Annotated in this window: 17 protein-coding genes and 2 tRNA genes; 4 read left to right on the top strand and 15 right to left on the bottom strand. The window is 70.6% G+C overall.

Going from position 1 to position 20322, the window contains the following annotated elements; genetic code table 11:
- Positions 1-66: 66 nt before the first annotated feature.
- Entirely contained in the window at positions 67-2931 is a 2865-nt protein-coding gene (gene leuS / locus J7E91_RS17085) for a leucine--tRNA ligase (RefSeq protein ID WP_214904954.1), read from the bottom strand.
- A gap of 510 nt (positions 2932-3441) precedes the next feature.
- On the opposite strand from leuS, the gene J7E91_RS17090 reads away from it, so the two are divergent.
- Positions 3442-4776, top strand: a complete 1335-nt coding sequence (locus tag J7E91_RS17090) for a hypothetical protein (protein WP_308376682.1) — start codon at positions 3442-3444, stop codon at positions 4774-4776.
- The gene (locus J7E91_RS17095; protein WP_214904960.1) at positions 4773-6350 is read left to right on the top strand and encodes an NADH-quinone oxidoreductase subunit NuoF family protein; all 1578 of its coding nucleotides are present in this window, start codon (positions 4773-4775) and stop codon (positions 6348-6350) included. The genes J7E91_RS17090 and J7E91_RS17095 overlap by 4 nt, the downstream gene beginning before the upstream one ends.
- A gap of 56 nt (positions 6351-6406) precedes the next feature.
- Here J7E91_RS17095 and J7E91_RS17100 read toward each other — a convergent pair.
- Positions 6407-6479 (bottom strand) — tRNA-Ala (locus J7E91_RS17100).
- Between the two features lie 128 nt (positions 6480-6607).
- On the opposite strand from J7E91_RS17100, the gene J7E91_RS17105 reads away from it, so the two are divergent.
- Positions 6608-7807: a glycosyltransferase 87 family protein gene (locus tag J7E91_RS17105; RefSeq protein ID WP_308376683.1), complete on the top strand. Its 1200-nt coding sequence runs from the start codon at positions 6608-6610 to the stop codon at positions 7805-7807.
- Here the strand turns inward: J7E91_RS17105 and J7E91_RS17110 are convergent.
- From J7E91_RS17110 to J7E91_RS17140, 7 genes are all read right to left on the bottom strand, one after another.
- Positions 7776-8009, bottom strand: coding sequence for a hypothetical protein (locus tag J7E91_RS17110; RefSeq protein WP_214904962.1), 234 nt, complete (start codon positions 8007-8009; stop codon positions 7776-7778). The two genes, J7E91_RS17105 and J7E91_RS17110, sit on opposite strands and share 32 nt — an antisense overlap.
- 519 nt (positions 8010-8528) lie before the next feature.
- Positions 8529-8601 (bottom strand) — tRNA-Ala (locus J7E91_RS17115).
- A gap of 70 nt (positions 8602-8671) precedes the next feature.
- Positions 8672-9340, bottom strand: a complete 669-nt coding sequence (locus J7E91_RS17120) for a histidine phosphatase family protein (RefSeq protein WP_214905257.1) — start codon at positions 9338-9340, stop codon at positions 8672-8674.
- Positions 9337-9774, bottom strand: coding sequence for a ribosome silencing factor (gene rsfS, locus J7E91_RS17125; RefSeq protein ID WP_214904965.1), 438 nt, complete (start codon positions 9772-9774; stop codon positions 9337-9339). Before rsfS ends, J7E91_RS17120 begins: the two co-directional genes overlap by 4 nt.
- A gap of 68 nt (positions 9775-9842) precedes the next feature.
- Positions 9843-11477, bottom strand: a complete 1635-nt coding sequence (locus J7E91_RS17130; protein WP_214904968.1) for an LCP family protein — start codon at positions 11475-11477, stop codon at positions 9843-9845.
- Between the two features lie 51 nt (positions 11478-11528).
- Positions 11529-12143, bottom strand: a complete 615-nt coding sequence (gene nadD, locus J7E91_RS17135) for a nicotinate-nucleotide adenylyltransferase (RefSeq protein WP_028813474.1) — start codon at positions 12141-12143, stop codon at positions 11529-11531.
- Between the two features lie 38 nt (positions 12144-12181).
- On the bottom strand, positions 12182-12349 hold the full coding sequence (locus J7E91_RS17140; protein WP_028813473.1) for a hypothetical protein: 168 nt from the start codon (positions 12347-12349) through the stop codon (positions 12182-12184).
- A gap of 204 nt (positions 12350-12553) precedes the next feature.
- On the opposite strand from J7E91_RS17140, the gene J7E91_RS17145 reads away from it, so the two are divergent.
- Positions 12554-13627 carry a M48 family metallopeptidase gene (locus J7E91_RS17145; protein ID WP_214904970.1) on the top strand — a complete coding sequence of 358 codons (1074 nt, stop codon included), beginning with the start codon at positions 12554-12556 and terminating at the stop codon, positions 13625-13627.
- Here the strand turns inward: J7E91_RS17145 and J7E91_RS17150 are convergent.
- From J7E91_RS17150 to J7E91_RS17175, 6 genes are all read right to left on the bottom strand, one after another.
- A complete protein-coding gene (locus J7E91_RS17150) occupies positions 13624-14745 on the bottom strand; it encodes a hypothetical protein (RefSeq protein WP_214904973.1) in 1122 nt (373 codons plus the stop codon). The two genes, J7E91_RS17145 and J7E91_RS17150, sit on opposite strands and share 4 nt — an antisense overlap.
- A 109-nt stretch (positions 14746-14854) precedes the next feature.
- Complete coding sequence (locus tag J7E91_RS17155) at positions 14855-15487, bottom strand: hypothetical protein (RefSeq protein ID WP_214904976.1); 633 nt, start codon at positions 15485-15487, stop codon at positions 14855-14857.
- 77 nt (positions 15488-15564) lie between these two features.
- A complete protein-coding gene (locus J7E91_RS17160) occupies positions 15565-16875 on the bottom strand; it encodes a glutamate-5-semialdehyde dehydrogenase (RefSeq protein WP_214904980.1) in 1311 nt (436 codons plus the stop codon).
- A 116-nt stretch (positions 16876-16991) separates the two neighbouring features.
- Positions 16992-17477, bottom strand: a complete 486-nt coding sequence (locus J7E91_RS17165; protein ID WP_214904983.1) for a hypothetical protein — start codon at positions 17475-17477, stop codon at positions 16992-16994.
- Positions 17478-17610: 133 nt separating this feature from the next.
- Positions 17611-18738: a glutamate 5-kinase gene (gene proB / locus J7E91_RS17170; RefSeq protein WP_214904986.1), complete on the bottom strand. Its 1128-nt coding sequence runs from the start codon at positions 18736-18738 to the stop codon at positions 17611-17613.
- A gap of 180 nt (positions 18739-18918) precedes the next feature.
- Positions 18919-20163, bottom strand: coding sequence for a glycosyltransferase family 2 protein (locus J7E91_RS17175; protein ID WP_374224729.1), 1245 nt, complete (start codon positions 20161-20163; stop codon positions 18919-18921).
- Positions 20164-20322 lie beyond the last annotated feature (159 nt).

The following is a 20322-nucleotide window of genomic DNA, read 5'->3' on the forward strand; positions in this document are numbered from 1 at the left end:
GCGAAGGGTTCCATCGGGACCCCCCAACCTGCCCGTAGGGGAAAGCACCTACACAACAACCACGAACTACGCGGGAACGATGTTGACCAGCTTCGGCGCCCGCACGATCACCTTGCGGATCCCCGCGCCGCCCAGCGCCGCGACCACGGCCGGGTCGGCCAGCGCCAGCTTCTCCAGCTCCTCGTCAGCGATCGACGGGGAGATCTCCAGCCGCGCCTTCACCTTGCCCTTGACCTGCACCACGCACGTCACGGTCTCGTCCACGACGTACGCCGGATCGGCGACCGGGAAGTCCTGATACACCACGGAGTCCGTGTGCCCCAGCTTGCGCCACAGCTCCTCCGCGATGTGCGGCGCCAGCGGCGCGATCAGCAGCACCAGTCGCTCGGCGACCGACCGCGACAGCGGGCCGCCCGCCTTCGTCAGGTGGTTGTTCAGCTCGGTGACCTTGGCGATGGCGGTGTTGAAGCGCATCCCCGCCATGTCCTTGCCGACGCCGTCGATCGCCTTGTGCAGGGCGCGCAGCGTGTCCTCGTCGGGCTCGGCGTCGACGACCGTGACCTCGCCCGTCGTCTCATCGACGACATTGCGCCACAGCCGCTGCAGCAGCCGGTACTGGCCGACCACCGCGCGCGTGTCCCACGGCCGCGACACGTCCAGCGGGCCCATCGCCATCTCGTACAGCCGCAGCGTGTCCGCGCCGTACTCGGCGGAGATCTCATCCGGAGTGACGGCGTTCTTCAGGGACTTGCCCATCTTGCCCAGGACGCGGCTGACCTTCTCGCCCTGGTACCAGAAGGCGCCGTCGCGCTCCTCGACCTCTGCGGCCGGCACCGGGATGCCGCGCGAGTCCCGGTAGACGAAGGCCTGGATCATGCCCTGGTTGTACAGCTTGTGGAACGGCTCGGACGACGAGACGTGTCCCAGATCGAACAGCACCTTGGACCAGAACCGCGCGTACAGCAGGTGCAGTACGGCGTGCTCGGCGCCGCCGACGTACAGGTCGACGCCTCCGTGCGGCTGCCCCTCGCGCGGTCCCATCCAGTACTGCTCGATGGCCGGGTCGACCAGCCGCTCGCTGTTGTGCGGGTCCAGGTAGCGCAGCTCGTACCAGCAGGAGCCCGCCCAGTTGGGCATGGTGTTGGTCTCGCGCCGGTACTTCTTCGGACCGTCGCCCAGGTCCAGCGTGACGTTGACCCAGTCCTCGTTGCGCGAAAGCGGCGTCTCGGGCCTGCTGTCGGCGTCGTCCGGGTCGAAGGTGCGCGGCGAGTAGTCCTCGACCTCCGGCAGCTCCAGCGGCAGCATCGACTCGGGCAGCGAGTGGGCGACGCCGTCCTCGTCGTAGACGATCGGGAAGGGCTCGCCCCAGTAGCGCTGCCGGCTGAACAGCCAGTCACGCAGCCGGTAGTTGACGGTGCCCTCGCCGATGCCCCGCGCGGCCAGCCACTCGGTGATCTTCGCCTTGGCGTCGACGACACCCAGGCCGTCCAGCGAGATGTCCTCGCCGGAGGAGTTCACGATCTTCGCGTCGTACGAGGCGAACGCGTCGTCCCACTGCGCCGGGTCCGCGCCCCGCCCGTCCGACGGCTCGACGACACAGCGCATCGGCAGCTCGAAGGCGCGCGCGAAGGCGAAGTCACGGGAGTCGTGCGCCGGTACGGCCATGATCGCGCCGGTGCCGTAACCCATCAGCACGTAGTCGGCGATGAAGACGGGGACCTGCTCGCCGCTGACCGGGTTGACCGCGTACGCACCGGTGAAGACACCGGTCTTGTCCTTGGCCTCGGCCTGCCGCTCCACGTCGGACTTGGAGGCCGCCTGTGCGCGGTACGCCGTGACGGCGTCGCCCGGGGTGGCGTGGCCGCCGGTCCACACGTCGTGCGTGCCCTCGGGCCAGGCGGCTGGGACGATCTTCTCGACCAGCTCGTGCTCGGGCGCCAGCACCATGTACGTGGCGCCGAACAGCGTGTCCTGACGGGTGGTGAAGACGGTGATCGCGTGGCCGTCGACCGGGAAGTCGACGCGCGCGCCCTCGCTGCGCCCGATCCAGTTGCGCTGCTGCAGCTTGATGGCCTCGGGCCAGTCCACGCCGTCCAGGTCGTTCAGCAGACGGTCGGAGTAGGCGGTGATGCGCATGTTCCACTGGCGCAGCTTGGCCTTGAAGACGGGGAAGTTCCCGCGCTCGGAGCGGCCGTCGGCGGTGACTTCCTCGTTGGCCAGTACGGTGCCCAGGCCCGGCGCCCAGTTCACGGGCGCGTCGGAGGCGTACGCCAGGCGGTACTCGCTCAGGACGTCGGCGCGCTCGACAGCGCTCAGCTCACTCCAGGGGCGCGCGTCCGGCGTCGTACGCTCACCGCTCTCGAACTGCGCCACCAGTTCGGCGATCGGCCGGGCGCGGTCCGCCTCCTTGTCGTACCAGGAGTTGAAGATCTGCAGGAAGATCCACTGGGTCCACTTGTAGTAGTCCGGGTCGATCGTCGCGACGGAGCGGCGCTTGTCGTGGCCCAGGCCCAGCCGGCGCAGCTGCTGCTTCATGTTGTCCATGGCGGACTCGGTCGACACCCGGGGGTGCGTGCCGGTGGCGACCGCGTGCTGCTCGGCGGGCAGGCCGAAGGCGTCGAAGCCCAGGGTGTGCAGGACGTTGTGGCCGGTCATGCGCTGGTGGCGGGCGAAGACGTCGGTCGCGATGTAGCCCAGCGGGTGACCGACGTGCAGTCCGGCACCGGAGGGGTACGGGAACATGTCCATGATGAACTTCTTGGGCTTGGCGGCCAGCTCCGCGTCGCCCGCCAGGTCGCCGCTGGGATTCGGCGCCTCGTACGTGCCCTCGGCGTCCCAGAAGTCCTGCCAGCGTGCCTCGATGTCAGCGGCCATCGCGGCCGTGTAGCGGTGCGGCGCTGCCACCTCGGCAGCGGAATTCGTCTCGCTCATGATCCTCAAAGCTCCATCGATCGTCTCTGCCGGCGGCTGCGACATTCAGGCTGTGACGTTCAGCGAATGAACTGTGACGTTCAGCGAATGAAAAATCCCCTCGCACAGGAGGGGACGCCGCGCCGATTCCGACCGGATCTTTCATCCGTCGGGAGTGATCAGCGCGGCTCGCTAAGCAGAAGGCGTACGGCACGCATGGCGTCAGGGTACCGCAGCGCCCGAGAGCGCCGCATCGAGTATCCGTCCCACGGACCGGTCCCCCCTTGCCAAAGGGGTTACTCCGCGTATCGGCCCTATCCGGGGCAACGATCGAGCAAGTTTTCCCTCCTCCTGAACGCTAAACCTCCAAACCTCGTACTGCCTGGTATGGGGCGACTTAGCATGCGGCAACGGGACCACTTTGCCGAACCATTCGGAGTCGCCCCCATGAACCCTCATCGAAAAATTTCGACCTCCCTGGCTTTCCCCCCATTGAGCCGCCCCGCACAAGGAGGCCTCACAGCCGTCGCGTTGCTCCTCATACCGCTGTTCGCCGTCCTCGGCAGCGACAGCCTGCGCGCCGCGCTCGACTTCACCACCGGCGTCCTTTCCCTGGTCTCGCTGACCGCCGCCGTCGCCTGGGGCCTGATCGCGACGGACCGGCTGCTGCTGCGGCCGCGCCACCGTCTGCTCGCCCAGGGTGTCCACCGCGCCACCGCGGTCGCCTCCCTCGGCTTCCTGCTGCTGCACGTGACGGTCAAGGTCTCACTGGGACACGTGGCGCTCCTGGGAGCCCTGGTCCCCTTCGGTCTCGGAATCAGCGGTACGTCCGGACTCATCGGATTCGGCTCGCTGGCCGGATTCCTCATGGTCGTCGCGGCCTCGACCGGCGCCATGCGCAGCGCGTTCGCCACGCCGGGCCGCATCGCGGGTCGCTGGCGGTCGCTGCACATGGTCGCCTACCCCGCCTGGGGGTCGGCGCTGGTGCACGGCCTGTTCGCGGGCCGGCCCGCCGCGGGCTGGGTCGTCACGATGTACGCCCTGTGTCTCACGGCGGTCGTCGCGGCCCTTTCGCTGCGCCTGCTCCCTCCGCCGCTCAAGCGGACCATCGCCGACCGGGTGGTCACCCTGGTCACGTCCGGCTCCCTGGGCCCGGCGCCCGATCCGGCGCCCCGCGACGCCACCCTCTCCCCGCTGCCGGGCGGCGGTTTCGCACCGCCGCAGGAGCCGCCGCTGCCACAGCGGCCGCCGCGGCAGCCGGAGCAGCTGTTCCGCGACGCCCCGGCGCCGCAGCCCCCGCCGCAGCGCCTCGCGGCGCCCGCCCCGCCGCTGTACGAGGCGGGCCGCTCCCCGGAAGGTCTACGCGCGGGGACAGACGCCGGTATATCCGCCGCGTACCGCGCCGTATCGGCTTCGGCCGCGTCGGCCGCCTCCGCTCCCACCGAACGGATCCCCCTGGCGGAACAGATCCCCATGACGGAGGAGATCCCCGTCCAGGCGGCGCCTCCGCCGCCCCGCTGGCCCACTCCGTCACCCCCGCCCCCCGCCCAGGCCGTACGCCCGCCGTACGACCCGGACCGCGCGGCGTACGGCCCGGGAGCCGCCCCCGCACCCGACCTTCCCGGGTACGGCCCCGACGCCGGCCTTCCCGGGTACGGCCCCGTCCCCGACCTTCCCGGGTACGGCCCCGACGCCGTACCGGACGTTCCCGGGTACGCCCCCGGCCGCCCCACGTACGCCCCGGACGCGCCCACCGGACCGCTCCCCCACCCCCACACCACCGACAACACCGAGCCCGCGCCGGGTCCGCTCTACCGGCCCGCGGCCGGAGAGCCCTGGCACGCACCCGCAGGAGACCGAAGTTGAACGTCCCCCTTCCCGACGTCCCCGAAGTACGCGTAGTCGGCCTTCCCCAGCTGACAACCGGCTTCGACCTGGTCGAGCGCCTCGACCTCGGCATGCACCTGAAGGTGCACGGCCCACTGGAGCCGATGGGCGGGGAGCGCCTGGCCGAACTCGCCGACTACATCTCGCTGCGCGGCCGCGGCGGTGCCGGCTTCCCCTTCGGCAAGAAACTGCGGGCGGTCGCACAGGCCTCCATCCGGCGCGGGGTGCGGCCCGTCGTCGTCATCAACGGCAGTGAGGGCGAGCCCGCCTGCCGCAAGGACACCGTCCTGCTCAACCGCGCCCCGCACCTCGCGCTCGACGGCGCCCTGCTCGCGGCCGAGGCACTCGGCGCCCGCACCCTGATCGTCGGCGTGACCCGGAACTCGACCGAGGCGTCCATACGCGCCGCCTTCGCCGAGCGAGGCCTGTCCGACCGGCGCGGACAGCAACTGCGCGCCCGGATCGTACGTACCCCGGAACGCATGGTTTCCGGCGAAGCGTCCTCCCTGATCCGCGCCGCGAACGGCGGCCCCGCGCTCCCGCCCGGACGCCGTGAGCGCGCCTCGGAGACGGGCGTAGGGGGCGCCCCGACGCTGCTGTCCAACACCGAGACGTTCGCGCAGCTCGCCGTCGCCGCCCGCATAGGCGCCCGCCGCTACGGCCACACCGGCCTGGAGAACGAGCCGGGCACGGTCATGCTCACCATCTCCGGCGCGGTCGCGCGCCCCATGGTCGTGGAAGTGCCCACCGGAGTGCCGCTGCGGTACATCCTCCAGATGGCCGGCGCACCGCCACTCCCCCAGGGCGTGCTCACCGGCGGCTACCACGGCAACTGGATCGACGCGGTCGCCGCGCACGACGCTGTGATCTCCCGCGAGTCCCTCGCCTCGTTCGGCGGCGCGCTGGGCGCGGGTGCCATCCTCCCGATCGGCCCCGAGACCTGCCCGCTGGGCGAGTCGCTGCGCGTCGCGAACTGGCTGGCCGCTGAGACGGCGGGCCAGTGCGGCCCGTGCCGGCTGGGCCTGCCCGCCGCCGCCGGCGGCCTCTCCGACGTACTCAACGGAGGAGGTCAGGCCGCCCTGGAGGCACTGCGCGAAGTGACGCAGGCCGTCAAGGGCCGGGGCGCGTGCAAGCACCCCGACGGCTCCGTGCGCTTCTTCGTCTCGACCCTCAACGCCTTCACCGACGACCTGGCGGCGCACGTCCTGGGCGGCGGCTGCGGCCGCGAGACGATGGGCGTACTGCCGCTGCCGGGCCCCGGCTACGAGGAAGAGGGCATCCCGAGCGGCGAGAAGTTCGCCGTGGACTGGACGCTGTGCAAGGGCCACGGGCTGTGCGCGGACATCGTGCCCGAGCTGATCCGGCTCGGCCCCGACGGCTACCCGGCGCTCGCGGACGCGTCCGTACCGGTGCACCTGCGCGGACGCGCCCAGCGTGCCGTACGCCGCTGCCCCGCCCTGGCGCTGCGCATCGAGCAGGAGGCCCCCGAGCGGCCGGCCCGGCCCGCACTGCCGCCCATCGGCAGGAAGGCCCTGGGCAGCGGCAGAGGCTGACCACCCCGGAAACGAGAAGGTCCCCCGGTCAATTCGACCGGGGGACCTTCATTCTGTGGAGCTAAGGAGAATTGAACTCCTGACCTCCTGCATGCCATGCAGGCGCTCTACCAACTGAGCTATAGCCCCTTGCGTTCCGCCGTTCCCGGGGTTTCCCCCGGCGGCTCCGCCAACATTACACGGTCCCCCCGGCCCTCCACCAAATCGTTTACCCGCACACCCGTTCTGTCCCCATACGCCCGGTACTGTCAGCCCGTGTGACCGTGACCGCGCAGACCACCGCCGCCCGCCCCGCCCTCGCCCGGTGGCCGATACTCGTCGCCGCCTCGGTCTGTCTGCTCTCCTTCGCGGTCTTCTGGGCCGCGCAGCGTGCCGCCGGCGTCTCGATGATCGACCTCATGGTCTACCGGGCCGAGGGGGAGACCGTACGGGCAGGCCAGGACCTCTACGCGATGCGTGCCACCGAGGCGAACCTGCCGACCACCTACCCCCCTTTCGCCGCCCTGCTGTTCACCCCGCTGACGCTGCCCGGCGTCCCCGAGATGCGCACCCTCGCCACGGCCGGAAACCTCCTTCTCCTCGTCGCGCTGGTCCGCCTCTCCCTGCGGCTGGTGGGCCGCGAGAGCGCCACCGCCGTTCTGCTGACCGCCGCCGTCGCCGTGTGGTGCGAGCCGGTGTGGACGACGCTGCGGTACGGGCAGATCAACCTGCTGCTCGCGGCGGCCGTCCTCTGGGACCTCACCCGCCGCGACGGCCACCGGTGGGCGGGCGCGGGCATCGGCCTCGCCGCCGCGGTGAAGCTCACACCCGCGCTCTTCGGCGTCTTTCTCCTGATCACGGGAGTCGTACGAGCACGGGGCACCGTACGCCCGAGCCGCAACCCCTGGCTCCGGCAGGCCGGGACGGCCGCCGCGGTCTTCCTCGCGGCGACCGTGACGGCCGCGGCCGTCCTGCCGTACGACTCGCACCGCTACTGGACGCGGATGGTCTTCGAGGCGGGCCGGGTGGGCCACGCCGAGGACACCGCCAACCAGTCCCTGCGCGGCGTACTGGCCCGGCTGCTGCACACCGGCGACCCGGGCCCGTGGTGGGCCGTGGCCGCCGCCCTGGCGGCCGGCACGGGCCTCGCCGTCGCCGTGGCGGCCGAACTGCGCGGCGAGCGGGCCGCAGCGGTGGTCGCGTGCGCGGTGACCGCACTGCTCGTCAGCCCGGTGTCCTGGTCGCACCACTGGGTGTGGTGCGTGCCCGTGGTGCTGTTCCTGGCCGCGCGAGTCGGCGCGGGAGGGGCGCTGGCGACGGCGGCGGTGTTCTGTTCGTACGCGCTGTGGTGGGTGCCACACGGCCCGGGACGGCTTGAACTCGCCCAGAACCCCGGACAGATGGCACTGTCGGCGCTCTACCCGCTCACGGCCCTCGCCGCGCTGCTCACGCTGTGGCGAACGAATAGAAGCGCTTGAGCGTGCAGTGCTCGTCGAGCAGCCGGCCGTAGATCGGCTCCCCTTCGAGTTCGCGGTACGTCTCGATGGGGTCGCCTTTTATGATCAGCGCCCGGGCGCATTCCTCGCACCAGTACTGGTAGTCGGCATTGACCGGTTCCATGTCCCTGACGATGGGCGTGCCACTGCCGCACCAGTCGCATTTCCGACTGTGTGCGCCCATCACTCAGTTCCAGCTGTGGCGGCAGGCCGTGCACACGTACGCGATACCTCCGTTGTCGCTGCCGGGCAGACCACGGACCGCATCGAGGATGCTCGCGGGCATCGCGCTCTCCCTCCCCATCAGACCGTCGTCCCCCTCCGGCGGTCCGATTCTGCCATGGCTCCGCAAGGGGGGTAGTGGCGTGTGCGCAGGAGGCCGGCCGCAGTGCCGAAGATCGACGCGGGGGCCGGTGCAAGGTCGCATACCCACAGCGCATCCCCGTACGCATGCACTCCCGGCGCTTTCAGCCGGTTGAGGAAGAGAGTGCCGAATGTCGCGACGCCGGGCAACTGGCCCTCAACAGCGCCACGAAGGCCGGAAGGACGGCCAACTGGCCGGTGTCTGCGGCCGGTCCGCAGGCGCATCGGCAATCCGGCGCCGGACGCGTCGAGTTCGGTGCCGGTGGCCGGGGACACCGGCCATTGACGCGGTGAACGAGAAATCCCGGCCCCTCCTGGAGGAGGAACCGGGATCCGATTGTGGAGCTAAGGAGAATTGAACTCCTGACCTCCTGCATGCCATGCAGGCGCTCTACCAACTGAGCTATAGCCCCGCTGTTCTGTGCGCTGTGCGCTGCGAACAAGAAGAACTTTAGCCTGCGACCTGCCAGAAAGTGAAATCCGTCAGTCGTCGTCGCCGAGCACCGGTTCCGGGAGCGTCCCGGCGTTGTGCTCCAGCAGCCGCCAGCCGCGGGCGCCTTCGCCCAGCACCGACCAGCAGCAGTTGGAAAGCCCGCCGAGGCCCTCCCAGTGGTACGACTCCAGACCCAGGAGCCGGCCGATGGTGGTGCGGATGGTGCCTCCGTGGCTGACGACGACCAGCGTGCCGTTGTCGTCCAGCTTCTCGGCGTGCGCGAGCACGACAGGAGCCGCCCGGTCGGCGACCTCGGTCTCCAGCTCGCCCCCACCGCGCCGCACCGGCTCACCGCGCTTCCACGCGGAGTACTGCTCGCCGAACCGACCGATGATCTCGTCGTGGGTCAGGCCCTGCCAGGCACCCGCGTACGTCTCGCGCAGCGCGGCGTCGTGCGTCACATCGAGGCCGGTCAGGGCAGCCAGCTCGCCGGCCGTGGCCGCCGCCCGCTTCAGGTCGGACGCGATCATCGCGTCCGGCTTCAGGGAGGCGAGCAGCCTGGCGGCCCGGCGCGCCTGGGCGACGCCGGTCTCGGTCAGCTCGATGTCGGTGCTGCCCTGGAAGCGGCGCTCCAGGTTCCAGGACGTCTGGCCGTGCCGCCACAGGACGATGCGCCGGCCCCGGCCCTTCTTGCCGGTGCCGGTGTCGCTGCCGTTCAGCTCAGGTCTCCGTCCACTTCACCGGCCGCACGCAGCTTGGCGTGCTCCTCGGCCAGGCCGCGGGTCTTGACGGCGTCCTCGGGCAGCGTGATCTCGGGGCAGTCCTTCCAGAGGCGCTCCAGCGCGTAGAAGACACGCTCCTCGCTGTGCTGGACGTGGACCACGATGTCGACGTAGTCGAGGAGCACCCAGCGGGCCTCGCGGTCGCCCTCGCGACGCACGGGCTTCACGCCGAGGTCCTTGTTCAGCCGCTCCTCGATCTCGTCGACGATCGACTTGACCTGGCGGTCGTTGGGCGCCGAGGCGACCAGGAAGGCGTCGGTGATGGACAGCACATCGCTGACGTCGTAAGCGATGATGTCGTGCGCGAGCCGGTCGGCGGCCGCCTGAGCGGCGGCGTTGATGAGCTCGATGGAACGGTCAGTGGCGGTCACTAGCAGGCTTTCGTCGGCGGTCAGAGATACCTCCAGGGTCTCACGGACCGCCGACAGCCCCGACGGGATTACCGCACCTCGAAGTCCTGGCCCAGTACGACCGTCACATCGGCGTTCGCGGCCGCCTTGCCCTTGCGGACCGCGTCCGCCGGCAGGCCCAGCGTTTTCGCGACCTCTTCGGCCGTGGCCTTCTGGGCCGCGTCGCCATAGCTGACCTGCGACGACGTAAGGACCGCGGTTGCTTTGCCGGCGTCCACGAACGTGTAGCCACCGTTGACCAGGGCGATCCTGGCGGCCTCGTTGGCGTCCGTGTTCCCGTTCGCGTTCCGGACGCCGACCCGCACGGCCGCGCCCTGCTCCGGGCTGCTCGCCGAGCCGCCGAGGATGTCCTTCACCACACTGTCGGCGGCGGAATCGCTCAGCTTGCCGTCGGGCTGCACCGGCAGCAGCGCCGTCTTGTACGCGCCGCGCTTGGCGTGGTCGGCGAGCTTGGCGAGCGAGGCGCCGAGGTCCTTCTCCGGCAGCGAGGGATCGAGGATCTGCGCCAGCGTGCGGACGGTCGTGGTCGCGGCCTGCGGGTCGTCCGAGATCTTCTTCAGTACGCCCTGCATGACCTGCCCGAACCGCTGGAGCTGCTTCGCCTCGGCCTCGCCCGGCGCCCGGTAGGTGGCGTACGCGACGGCCATCCGGCCGCTCAGTGTCTGCTGCTTGCCCTGCTTCACCACGGGCGTCGCGCCCTTCTTGGTGTCGGGCACATCGGTGTCGGTGTCGATGTCGATGTTGCCGACCAGCTCGACGAGGTTCTCCAGGTACGGAGTGTCGAGCCGCCAGGTGCCGCCGATTTTCGTCCCGAGTACGGAACCGATCGCCTCGCGCGTGCCCGCCGAGCCGTCGTCGTCGACCGACTTGGCGAGCGTGGTCGTGGTGCCGTCGTCGTTCGCGACGGAGAGCGAGTTCGGGAGCAGAACGGTGGTGCCCTGCTGGGTGGTGGTGTTGTCGACGAGCAGCACGGTCGAGGTGGCGCCCTTGGTGGTGTGCAGGTGCACCGCGATCACGTCGCGCTTCTGCGGACCCGACGCCGTGCTCGGAGCGTCCTTCTTGCCGGAGAGGCCGGGCAGCAGGCCCGCGTACCAGAGGTAGCCGACACCACCCGCGACGACGAGGGCGACGGCGACGACCAGGGCGACGACGCGGTTGCGTCCGCGGCGCCTGGCTTCCTCGCGGCGCTCGGTGCGGCTCTCGGTGAACTTCAGCCAGTCGATGACGTCTTCGGAGTTCTCGTCCGGCTCTTCGACGAAGGAGAACTGCTCGGTCGCGTACTCGTTCTTGGGGCGGCGCTGCTCGGGCACGACAACGGGCTCGGGGGCCGGCTCGGGCTCGGGTTCTGGGACAGGAGCGGGAGCAGGAGCGGCCTGCTGCTGCGGAATCCACTGCTGCTGAGCGGTGTCGACGTACCCGTACTGCTGCTGTTGCTGCTGTTGCTCCTGCTGGGGCTGCTGCGCGTACGGGTCGTACGACGGCTGCTGCTGGGCGTACGGGTCATAGCCGTACCCCTGCTGCTGCGGCGCGTCGTACTGCTGCCCGTCCTGCTGCTGCGCCTGCTGGTACACCGGCTGCCCGTACGCGTCGTAGCCGATGATCTCCGGCTGCTGGGCGTACGGATCCTGCGCGTACGGGTCGTACGGGTACTGTCGGTCGTTCACCGGTGCCCTCTCCCTGCTTGTCTGTGCTCCCCGTACGGCCGGGCCGACCGCTCAGTCGCGGTACAGCGCGCGCTTGTCGATGTAGCGGACCACACCGTCCGGAACGAGATACCAGACAGGCTCACCCGCCGCGACCCTCGCCCGGCAGTCGGTCGACGAGATCGCCAGCGCCGGCACCTCGACCAGGGAGACACCGCCCTTGGGCAGCCCGTCGTCCGTGAGGTCGTGGCCGGGCCTGGTCACACCGATGAAGTGGGAGAGCGAGAACAGCTCCTCCGCGTCCCGCCAGGTGAGGATCTGGGCGAGCGCGTCGGCGCCGGTGATGAAGAAGAGATCCGAGTCGCTGTTCAGCTCGCGCAGGTCCCGCAGCGTGTCGATGGTGTACGTCGGACCGCCACGGTCGATGTCGATCCGGCTCACCGAGAACTGCGGATTGGACGCCGTCGCGATGACCGTCATCAGATAGCGGTCCTCGGCCGGGGAGACATGCTTGTGGCTCTTCTGCCACGGCTGCCCGGTCGGTACGAACACCACCTCGTCGAGGTGGAACTGGGCGGCCACCTCACTGGCGGCCACCAGGTGTCCGTGATGGATCGGATCGAACGTCCCGCCCATCACGCCGAGCCGGCGCTTCCCGGTACGGCCCGGCCTTTGCTGCTCTCCCATGCGTGCAGAGCCTACTGGCCCCGTCCAGCGGCCCCGCCTCAGCGGTCGCGGTTGAAGCGCGTGGTGATCCACAGCAGGATCAGGAGCGCGAGGAGCGCGCCGCCGCCGGTGAGGTACGGGTTGAGGGATTCGTGGTTCCCGCCGTGCTCGCCGCCCTCACCGGAGGCGAGGGACACGAGGGAGACAGCGGTGCTGTGGAGGCTCATCTGCGGCAGGACCTATCCGGGAGTCGGAGCGGAGACTTCGCGAACATCGTATGCGGGCGGTACGGGCACGCTCACGCCGACTCAGTCGTTCACGCAGTGTCCGGCTCCAGGAACCGGCCGAGCGCGCCGCACGTGAGCGGATTCGAGCACATACGCTGAGGCAAGTCCGGGGGACGGGAAACACTCGTAGACAGGGGGCCATCCATGACCGACGGCAAGCACGAGAACGTACCGAGCCGCAATCGCCGGCGCTTCCCGGACATCTCGTCCCGGGCGTACGAGCATCCGGCGGACCGCTCGGCCCTGGTGGCCCTGCGCAAGCTCACCGGGTTCGACACGGTGTTCAAGGCGATGAGCGGGCTGCTTCCCGAGCGCAGTCTGCGGCTGCTCTTCCTGTCCGACTCGGTGCGGGTGGGCGAGGCCCAGTTCGCCCATCTGCACGCGATGCTGCTGGACGCCTGCTACATCCTGGACCTGAAGAAGGTCCCTCCGATGTACGTGACGCAGGACCCCAAGCCCAATGCCATGTGCATCGGTCTCGACGAGCCGATCATCGTGGTCACCACGGGCCTGGTCGAGCTGCTCGACGAGGAGGAGATGCGGGCGGTCGTCGGCCACGAGGTGGGCCACGCCCTGTCCGGCCACTCCGTCTACCGCACGATCCTCCTCTTCCTCACGAACCTGGCGCTCAAGGTCGCCTGGATCCCGCTGGGCAACATCGCGATCATGGCGATCGTGACGGCGCTGCGCGAGTGGTTCCGCAAGTCGGAGCTCTCCGCCGACCGCGCCGGTCTGCTGGTCGGCCAGGACCTCCAGGCGTCGATGCGCGGCTTGATGAAGATCGCCGGTGGTAACCACCTGCACGAGATGAACGTGGACGCGTTCCTGGAACAGGCCGAGGAGTACGAGGCGGGCGGCGACCTGCGCGACTCCGTACTGAAGATCCTCAACGTGCTGCCGCGCTCGCACCCGTTCACCACGGTGCGGGCCGCCGAGCTGAAGAAGTGGGCGGAGAGCCGCGACTACCAGCGGATCATGGACGGCCACTACCCGAAGCGCGACGAGGACGGCGACACCTCCGTGACGGACTCCTTCCGCGAGTCCGCGTCGCACTACGCCGACACGGTACGCACGAGCAAGGACCCGCTGATGAAGCTCGTCGGCGACATCGCGGGCGGTGCGGGCGACCTGGGCGGCAAGCTGCGGGACCGGTTCACCGGCGGCAGCAGCAGCGGCAGCACCAGCAACGGCAGCGCCGACGACACGGGCAAGGGCTAACCGCCCCGCGGGCTGGGCATCGCGTCCGGCGCGAGCGTGCCGCACGGGGCCGCCGTGGCAGGACCCGTCGCGTACGGGTCGGTCGCGGCGGGCCCGTCGGCCGTGGCCCGCTGCCCGGCCGGCACCGGCCGCAGGTGACTCACCGCGTCGGCCGAGCATGCCTGGGGCCCGGCCTGGACGTACGAGACGAGCAGCTCGGCCCGGTGCATCCGCAGGTCGTCGCGGTCGAAGCGGAAATGCAGCTCGCGGCGGACGGTGAACAGCGACGCGCCGTCCGCCCGCGCGTCACCGGCAGAGGCTCCGGCCGGACGCAGCGCGTACACGAAGGTGTGGTCCGAGGTCACTGCGAGACGGCCGGACTCGGTCTCCTCGACGTGCAGGACCCCCTGTACGCGCGGCTGGGAGCCGCCCGCGAGCGTGACCTTGGCCGGGTCGAAGCGGACCAGCCAGCCCGTGGCCGCGTGCCTGCCGTCGGCGGCCGGTGCGTCGAAGCTGCGGTCGAACTGCGTCAGCTGGTCGGGGTCGAGGAGCGAGCGCACCGGGCGGGCCGTGGAGCCGTTCAGTACGTGCGGGTCGAGGGACGACTCGACGAGGTAGTCCTTCGCGATGGTCAGCGCGGCCATCACCTGTCCCTCCGAGAAGTGGGCGGTGCGCCGCGCGGACGGCAGGGTGATGCCCTCGGCGCCCGTGCGGAACTGCGCGGCCGGACTGCGCTCGAAGAGTTCGGCGGGCGCGCCGCCCGGCACCGTGCCCTCCGGAGCCAGCGGTATCACCGTGGACCGCAGCAGCCCCGCGCGCGTGGCCGCCGGCGGCTGGTAGGGGTGGCGTACGCCCATGTAGATCGCCGTACCGAAGGCGATCGCGACCAGCAGGACGAGCACCAGCGCCTGCATCGGCCCGGCGCCCCTGCGGCTGTCGCCGCGCCCGTCGCGGACCGTCCACGCGGGCCGACTGCGCACGGCCTTCTCGTGGTCGTCCATCCGCTCCTGTGCGGAGTACTCCTGGAGGCGGGCAGCCCGCACGAACGATTCGTCGAAGACGACGGACCGGTACTCGTCGTCGCTGCCACCAGGGAGGCCCTCGGGTGCCCCCTCAGGTGGCTCTCCGTGCCCTGCCATACCTTCAGGGTAGGTCGGCGGAAGGGATCGTAAACGCCCTGGTGCGCGACAAGTTGTGACGACTTCCCCCACGGACAGTGGCCGTGGCAGACCCGGACCCGGCGGCCCCTCAGGGCGTGGTGCGCGGAACGGCGGACGCGGCGGGCGCGGAGTACTCGGCGGAGGCCGAGGGGCCGCCCGGACCGCCCGGCCGGGAGTTACCGCCCGGCCGGGAGTTGTCGCTCGTGGCGGGCAGCGGAACCTGGTCCTCCCGCCCCCCGGAGGCCGCCCCCCGGTAGACCGCCGTGAAGGCGAGCGCCACCATCCCGATGCCCATCAGCAGGGCCAGCAGCCAGGCCACGGGCCGGTGCCAGCGCGCATGGCCCCGGTACGGGCGCAGAGCGCCGCCGTGGCGCCCGTACGGGCCCGCGCCGTCGTCGTACTCGTCGTCGGCGTCCAGCGGGCCGTACGCGCCGTCGTGGCCGGGTTCCCGGGCGCCGTACTCGGAGCCGTACCCGTCGTCGTAGAGGTCGTCGTCCGGGGAGAGCTTGCCGGCCCTCGCCCTGGTCGCCTCCGCCTCGGCCCGCGCCTGGGCGGCGGCCAACAGCCGCTCGACCGCGGTCGGTTCATGGACCTCGGCGGCCCGTACGAAGTCCTCGTCGAACACCACGGAGGCGAACTCCTCGTCCGCGCCTCCGCGGTCGACAGGGTCCTCAGGGTCCCAGCCGTCCTGGAACGGCCTGCCCCCCACGTCGTCCGGCACTCGTTCAGCGTAGACCTGGACGGTCGTTTTGGGCAGAGAACCTGCAAACGATGCGCTCGCCGTGACCGCCGCGTCCGCTACCGGGTGTGACCGTCGCCCGTCACGATGTACTTCGTCGAGGTCAGCTCGGGCAGGCCCATCGGACCACGCGCGTGCAGCTTCTGCGTCGAGATTCCGATCTCGGCGCCGAAACCGAACTGACCACCGTCCGTGAAGCGTGTGGACGCGTTCACCGCGACCGTCGTCGAGTCCACCAACTGGGTGAACCGGCGGGCCGCGGCCTGCGACGTCGTGACGATCGCCTCGGTGTGCCCGGAGGTCCAGCGGCGGATGTGGGTCACGGCCCCGTCCAGCGAGTCGACGACCGCGGCGGCGATGTCGTACGACAGGTACTCGGTCTCCCAGTCGTCCTCCGTGGCCGCCACGACGGCCGCCTTGGACCCCTCGGCGTACGGGAGCACCCGCTCGTCACCGTGGACCGTGACGCCCGCCTCGGCGAGCGCGTCCAGCGCGCGCGGCAGGAAGGCGTCCGCGATGTCCTGGTGGACGAGGAGCGTCTCGGCGGCGTTGCAGACGCTGGGCCGCTGCGCCTTGGAGTTCACGAGGATGTCGACGGCCATGTCGATGTCGGCCTCGGCGTCGACGTAGACGTGGCAGTTTCCGGTGCCCGTCTCGATGACGGGGACGGTGGACTCCTCGACGACCGTACGGATCAGGGAGGCGCCGCCGCGCGGGATCAGGACGTCGACCAGGCCGCGGGCGCGCATCAGCTCGCGCACCGAGTCGCGGGACTCCCCCGGCACGAGCTGCACGGCGTCGGCGGGCAGGTCCGCCCCGGCGATCGCGTCGCGCAGGACGCCGACGAGCGCGGTGTTGGAGGCGTACGCCGACGACGAGCCGCGCAGCAGCACCGCGTTGCCGGACTTGAGGCAGAGCGCGGCGGCGTCCACGGTCACGTTCGGCCGGGCCTCGTAGATGATCCCGACGACGCCGAGGGGCACGCGCACCTGCCGCAGGTCGATGCCGTTGGGCAGGGTGGAGCCGCGTACGACCTCGCCGACCGGGTCGGGCAGCCCCGCCACGTCCCGTACGTCGGACGCGATGGCGGCGACCCGCTCGGCGGTCAGCGTCAGCCGGTCGATGACCGTCTCGCTCGTGCCGGCGGCGCGGGCCTTGGCCACGTCCTTGGCGTTGGCCTCGACGATCTCGTCCGTACGGGCCTCCAGCGCGTCGGCGACGGCCAGCAGCGCGGCGTCCTTGACGGAGCGCGGGAGTGGCGCGATCGCGTCGGCGGCGGCGCGGGCACGCCGGGCGGTCAGGACGACCGGGGTCCCGGACGCGGTCGTGTCGGCGGGAGTCGTGTCGTCGAGAGGTGAGTGCGAGGTCATACCCGCAGGGTAATGCGCGCTCTGTGGGCGTTCACCGGTTTTCCCGCTCCGCGAGACAGCAGTCACAGCGGTCGGTACGGAAGCACGCCGCGGTCGGTACGTATGCACGCGCGCAGTCAGTACGGATGCACCCCGACCGGCGCCGCCGGCGGCGGACCGTACCCCTCGGCGACCCGCTGGTGGTAGGTGTCCCGGTCGATGACCTCCAGGCCCACGATCTCCCACGGCGGCAGCCTCGACGTCGACCGGTGCTCGCCCCACAGGCGCAGCGCGACGGCCGCGGCGTCGTGCAGGTCCCGTGCCTCTTCCCAGTACCGGATCTCGGCGTGATCGTTGGCGTATCTGCTGGTCAGCAGGAAGGGATGGTCGTGGGCGAGCTGTTCGAGACCTCGCCTGACCTCCTGCAGCGGTACCTCGGCGCCCGAGACGCAGAGGGTGATGTGCCAGAGCCTCGACACCTCCCGCGGGCAGTGTGCCTCCTGGCAAGGAGCCGGTTGCTGGTCCGGCTCCGGGGCGTCGCCGAAGTCCGCCCCCGCCCCGACACTGGTCAGGGCGCGCTCGGCCGTCCCTCGGGGCAGCGCCCCCGGACGTGCTCGTCTCACCGGCGGCCTCCTGTAATGCGTTGCTGTGCTGTACCCCGCGCTGTTTCCCCCGCAACAAAGTTGACCAGTCCTGGGCCCGGCGCGGGGCGGTTTTCCTGAAGGTCTCTGCCGCGAGGCCGCTCTTTCAGCCGTTTCAGGGGTGAAGAACGACCAGATCGTCCCTGTGTACGACTTCTCGCTCGTACGCCGGCCCGAGCTCCTTCGCGAGGTCGCGCGTGGAGCGGCCGAGCAGCTGCGGGATCTCCTTGGCGTCGTAGTTGACGAGCCCCCGGGCGACGGCCACCCCCGACGTGTTCCGCAGCTCCACCGGGTCACCCGCGCTGAACTCGCCCTCGACCCCGGCGATCCCGGCGGGCAGCAGCGACGTACGCCGCTCGACCACGGCCCGTACGGCCCCGTCGTCGAGCACGAGCGCACCCTGCGGCGTCGAGGCGTGGGCGAGCCACAGCAGCCGGTCGGCGCTGCGGCGGCCCGTGCTGTGGAAGAGCGTGCCCGTTTCGCGGCCGGCGAGGGCGTCCGCGGCGTGGCTGGCGGAGGTGAGGACGACGGGGATGCCGGCGGCCGCTGCGATACGGGCGGCCTCGACCTTGGTCACCATGCCGCCGGTGCCGACGCCGGCCTTGCCGGCGCTGCCGATCGAGACGTGGGCGATGTCCTCGGGGCCGCGCACCTCGTCGATGAGGGAGGTGCCGGGGAGGCTGGGGTCGCCGTCGTAGAGGCCGTCCACGTCCGACAGGAGCACCAGCAGGTCGGCCCGTACGAGGTGGGCGACGAGGGCGGCGAGCCGGTCGTTGTCGCCGAAACGAATCTCGTCCGTGGCGACGGTGTCGTTCTCGTTGACGACCGGAACCGCGCCCATGGCGAGGAGCTGGTCCAGCGTCCGGTAGGCGTTGCGGTAGTGGGCGCGACGGCTGGTGTCGTCGGTCGTCAGCAGCACCTGGCCGACGCGTACGCCGTAGCGCGCGAAGGAAGCGGTGTAGCGGGCCACGAGCAGGCCCTGGCCGACGCTGGCGGCGGCCTGCTGCCTGGCCAGGTCCTTGGGGCGGCGGGCGAGACCCAGGGGCGCCAGCCCGGCGGCGATGGCGCCGCTCGACACGAGCACGATCTCCTTCTCGCCGCCGCTGCGCGTCTTGGCCAGTACGTCGACGAGCGCGTCGACCCGGTCCGCGTCGAGCCCTCCCGACGCGGTGGTGAGCGAGGAGGAGCCGACCTTGACAACGATCCTGCGGGCCTCTGCTACGCCCTGCCTTGCCCCTGACACGTACAGTCCCCACTCTTGCTCGCCCGGTTCCCCCCGCAATGTACGCGAGCCGCTGCGGACGCCGCCTCCGCATTTCGCCCCCTGGACGGCCGGGGCCTGCGGGCGGACACCGGCCTCTGGTTCATGTCCGTTGATTCCAGGAGGACTCGGGACACGAAGCAGAGGCCGGGAGACCCTCCGTCAGGAACGGGCCAAGCCGCGCGCCATCCGGCGCAGCTTGCGCACCACGCGCCGCGCGAAGGACGGCGTGGGTCTGATGGGGGCCTTGGGGGCGGTCACCCGCACCCCGCCGACCATCTCCGAGACCGTGACCGCGAACATCTCGTCGGGTACGCCGGCCTTCTTGTCCCTGAAGTGCGGGTACGCGAGGTACGGCTGAGCCGCGGAACTCTTGCGGATCACCTCGGGCACCTGCTTCGCCTGGAGGAACGTGAGGTGGTCCGCCAGGAGATCGGCCCGCCTCTCGGCGACGTAGTACATCCGCAGCCGCTCGGGCACCTTCAGCCGGCGGGCCACGCCCGGCGTCCAGTACTTCTCCATGAGCGGCCGCGCGAGGTCCAGCTTGTCCTCGCGCGTTTCGGCCTTCGCCTTCAGCCAGCGGTGGTCGAACTGCGGCAGCAGCGTGATCACGAAGGGCCGGATCATCAGCTCGTCGCGCTTCTCGCCGGGCGGGAAGAGCTCGGCGATCAGGTCCATCAGGGCCTTCGCCGAGTCGAACCGCATCGCGTAACTGCCGCTCTGCGTGATGTGCTTGCCGTCGTCGCGGCGCACGATGTAGAGGCAGACGTAGTCGGCGACGACTGAAACCCCGGCACTTCGCACATATGCCTCAAGGGTGAAGCGTGCGTCCTCACCGGTGTACAGCTGCTGATCGAAGCGCATCTTGTGCTTCTCCAGCAGCTCCCGCCGGAAGAGCTTCTCCGCGCTGAGCGTCATCTTGATGTTGGACGAGAAGACGTCCGTACGCTCCAGAGTGCGGCCGAACATGGACTTCGGCGCACCGCGCCCGATGCCCTCGATCTTGCCCAGTACGACGTCCGTGCCGTTGCGGTCGGCCATCGCGACCATGCGCTCCAGCGCCTCGTCGCCGAGGTAGTCGTCGGCGTCGAGGAAGAAGACATAACGGCCGCGGGCCATGTCGAGGCCTACGTTGCGGGGCTTGCTGGGTCCACCAGAATTCTCCTGGTGAACCACGCGCGTGGCGACCTTGCTCCTGGCCGCGAACTCGTCGAGGTACTCTCCGGTCCCGTCGGTCGAGCCGTCGTTGACGGCCACGATCTCTATGCGGTCGGCGCCCAGCGTCTGGGCCTCGACCGACTCCAGGCAGGGGATCAGGTACGGCATCGCTTCGTAGGCGCCGATGATCACCGTCACGTCGGGAATCCCGGTTACTGCCATGCCCATCTCATTCTCGTTCATCGACATCCAAGACAGTCGACACATGGTGGAGGGTTGTTCACCATCGTTACTTTTCCACGTGATGCTCACCACATCCCACACGAGCGGCCCGGCAGAACGTCTCAAAAGACGCCCTACCGGGCCGATTTCGTATCTTTGCCCGGGTATCGACCAGCCGTGCCGGAG

The sequence above is a fragment of the Streptomyces sp. ISL-99 genome (genome assembly GCF_018614005.1).
Taxonomy (GTDB): Bacteria; Actinomycetota; Actinomycetes; order Streptomycetales; family Streptomycetaceae; genus Streptomyces; species Streptomyces flavidovirens.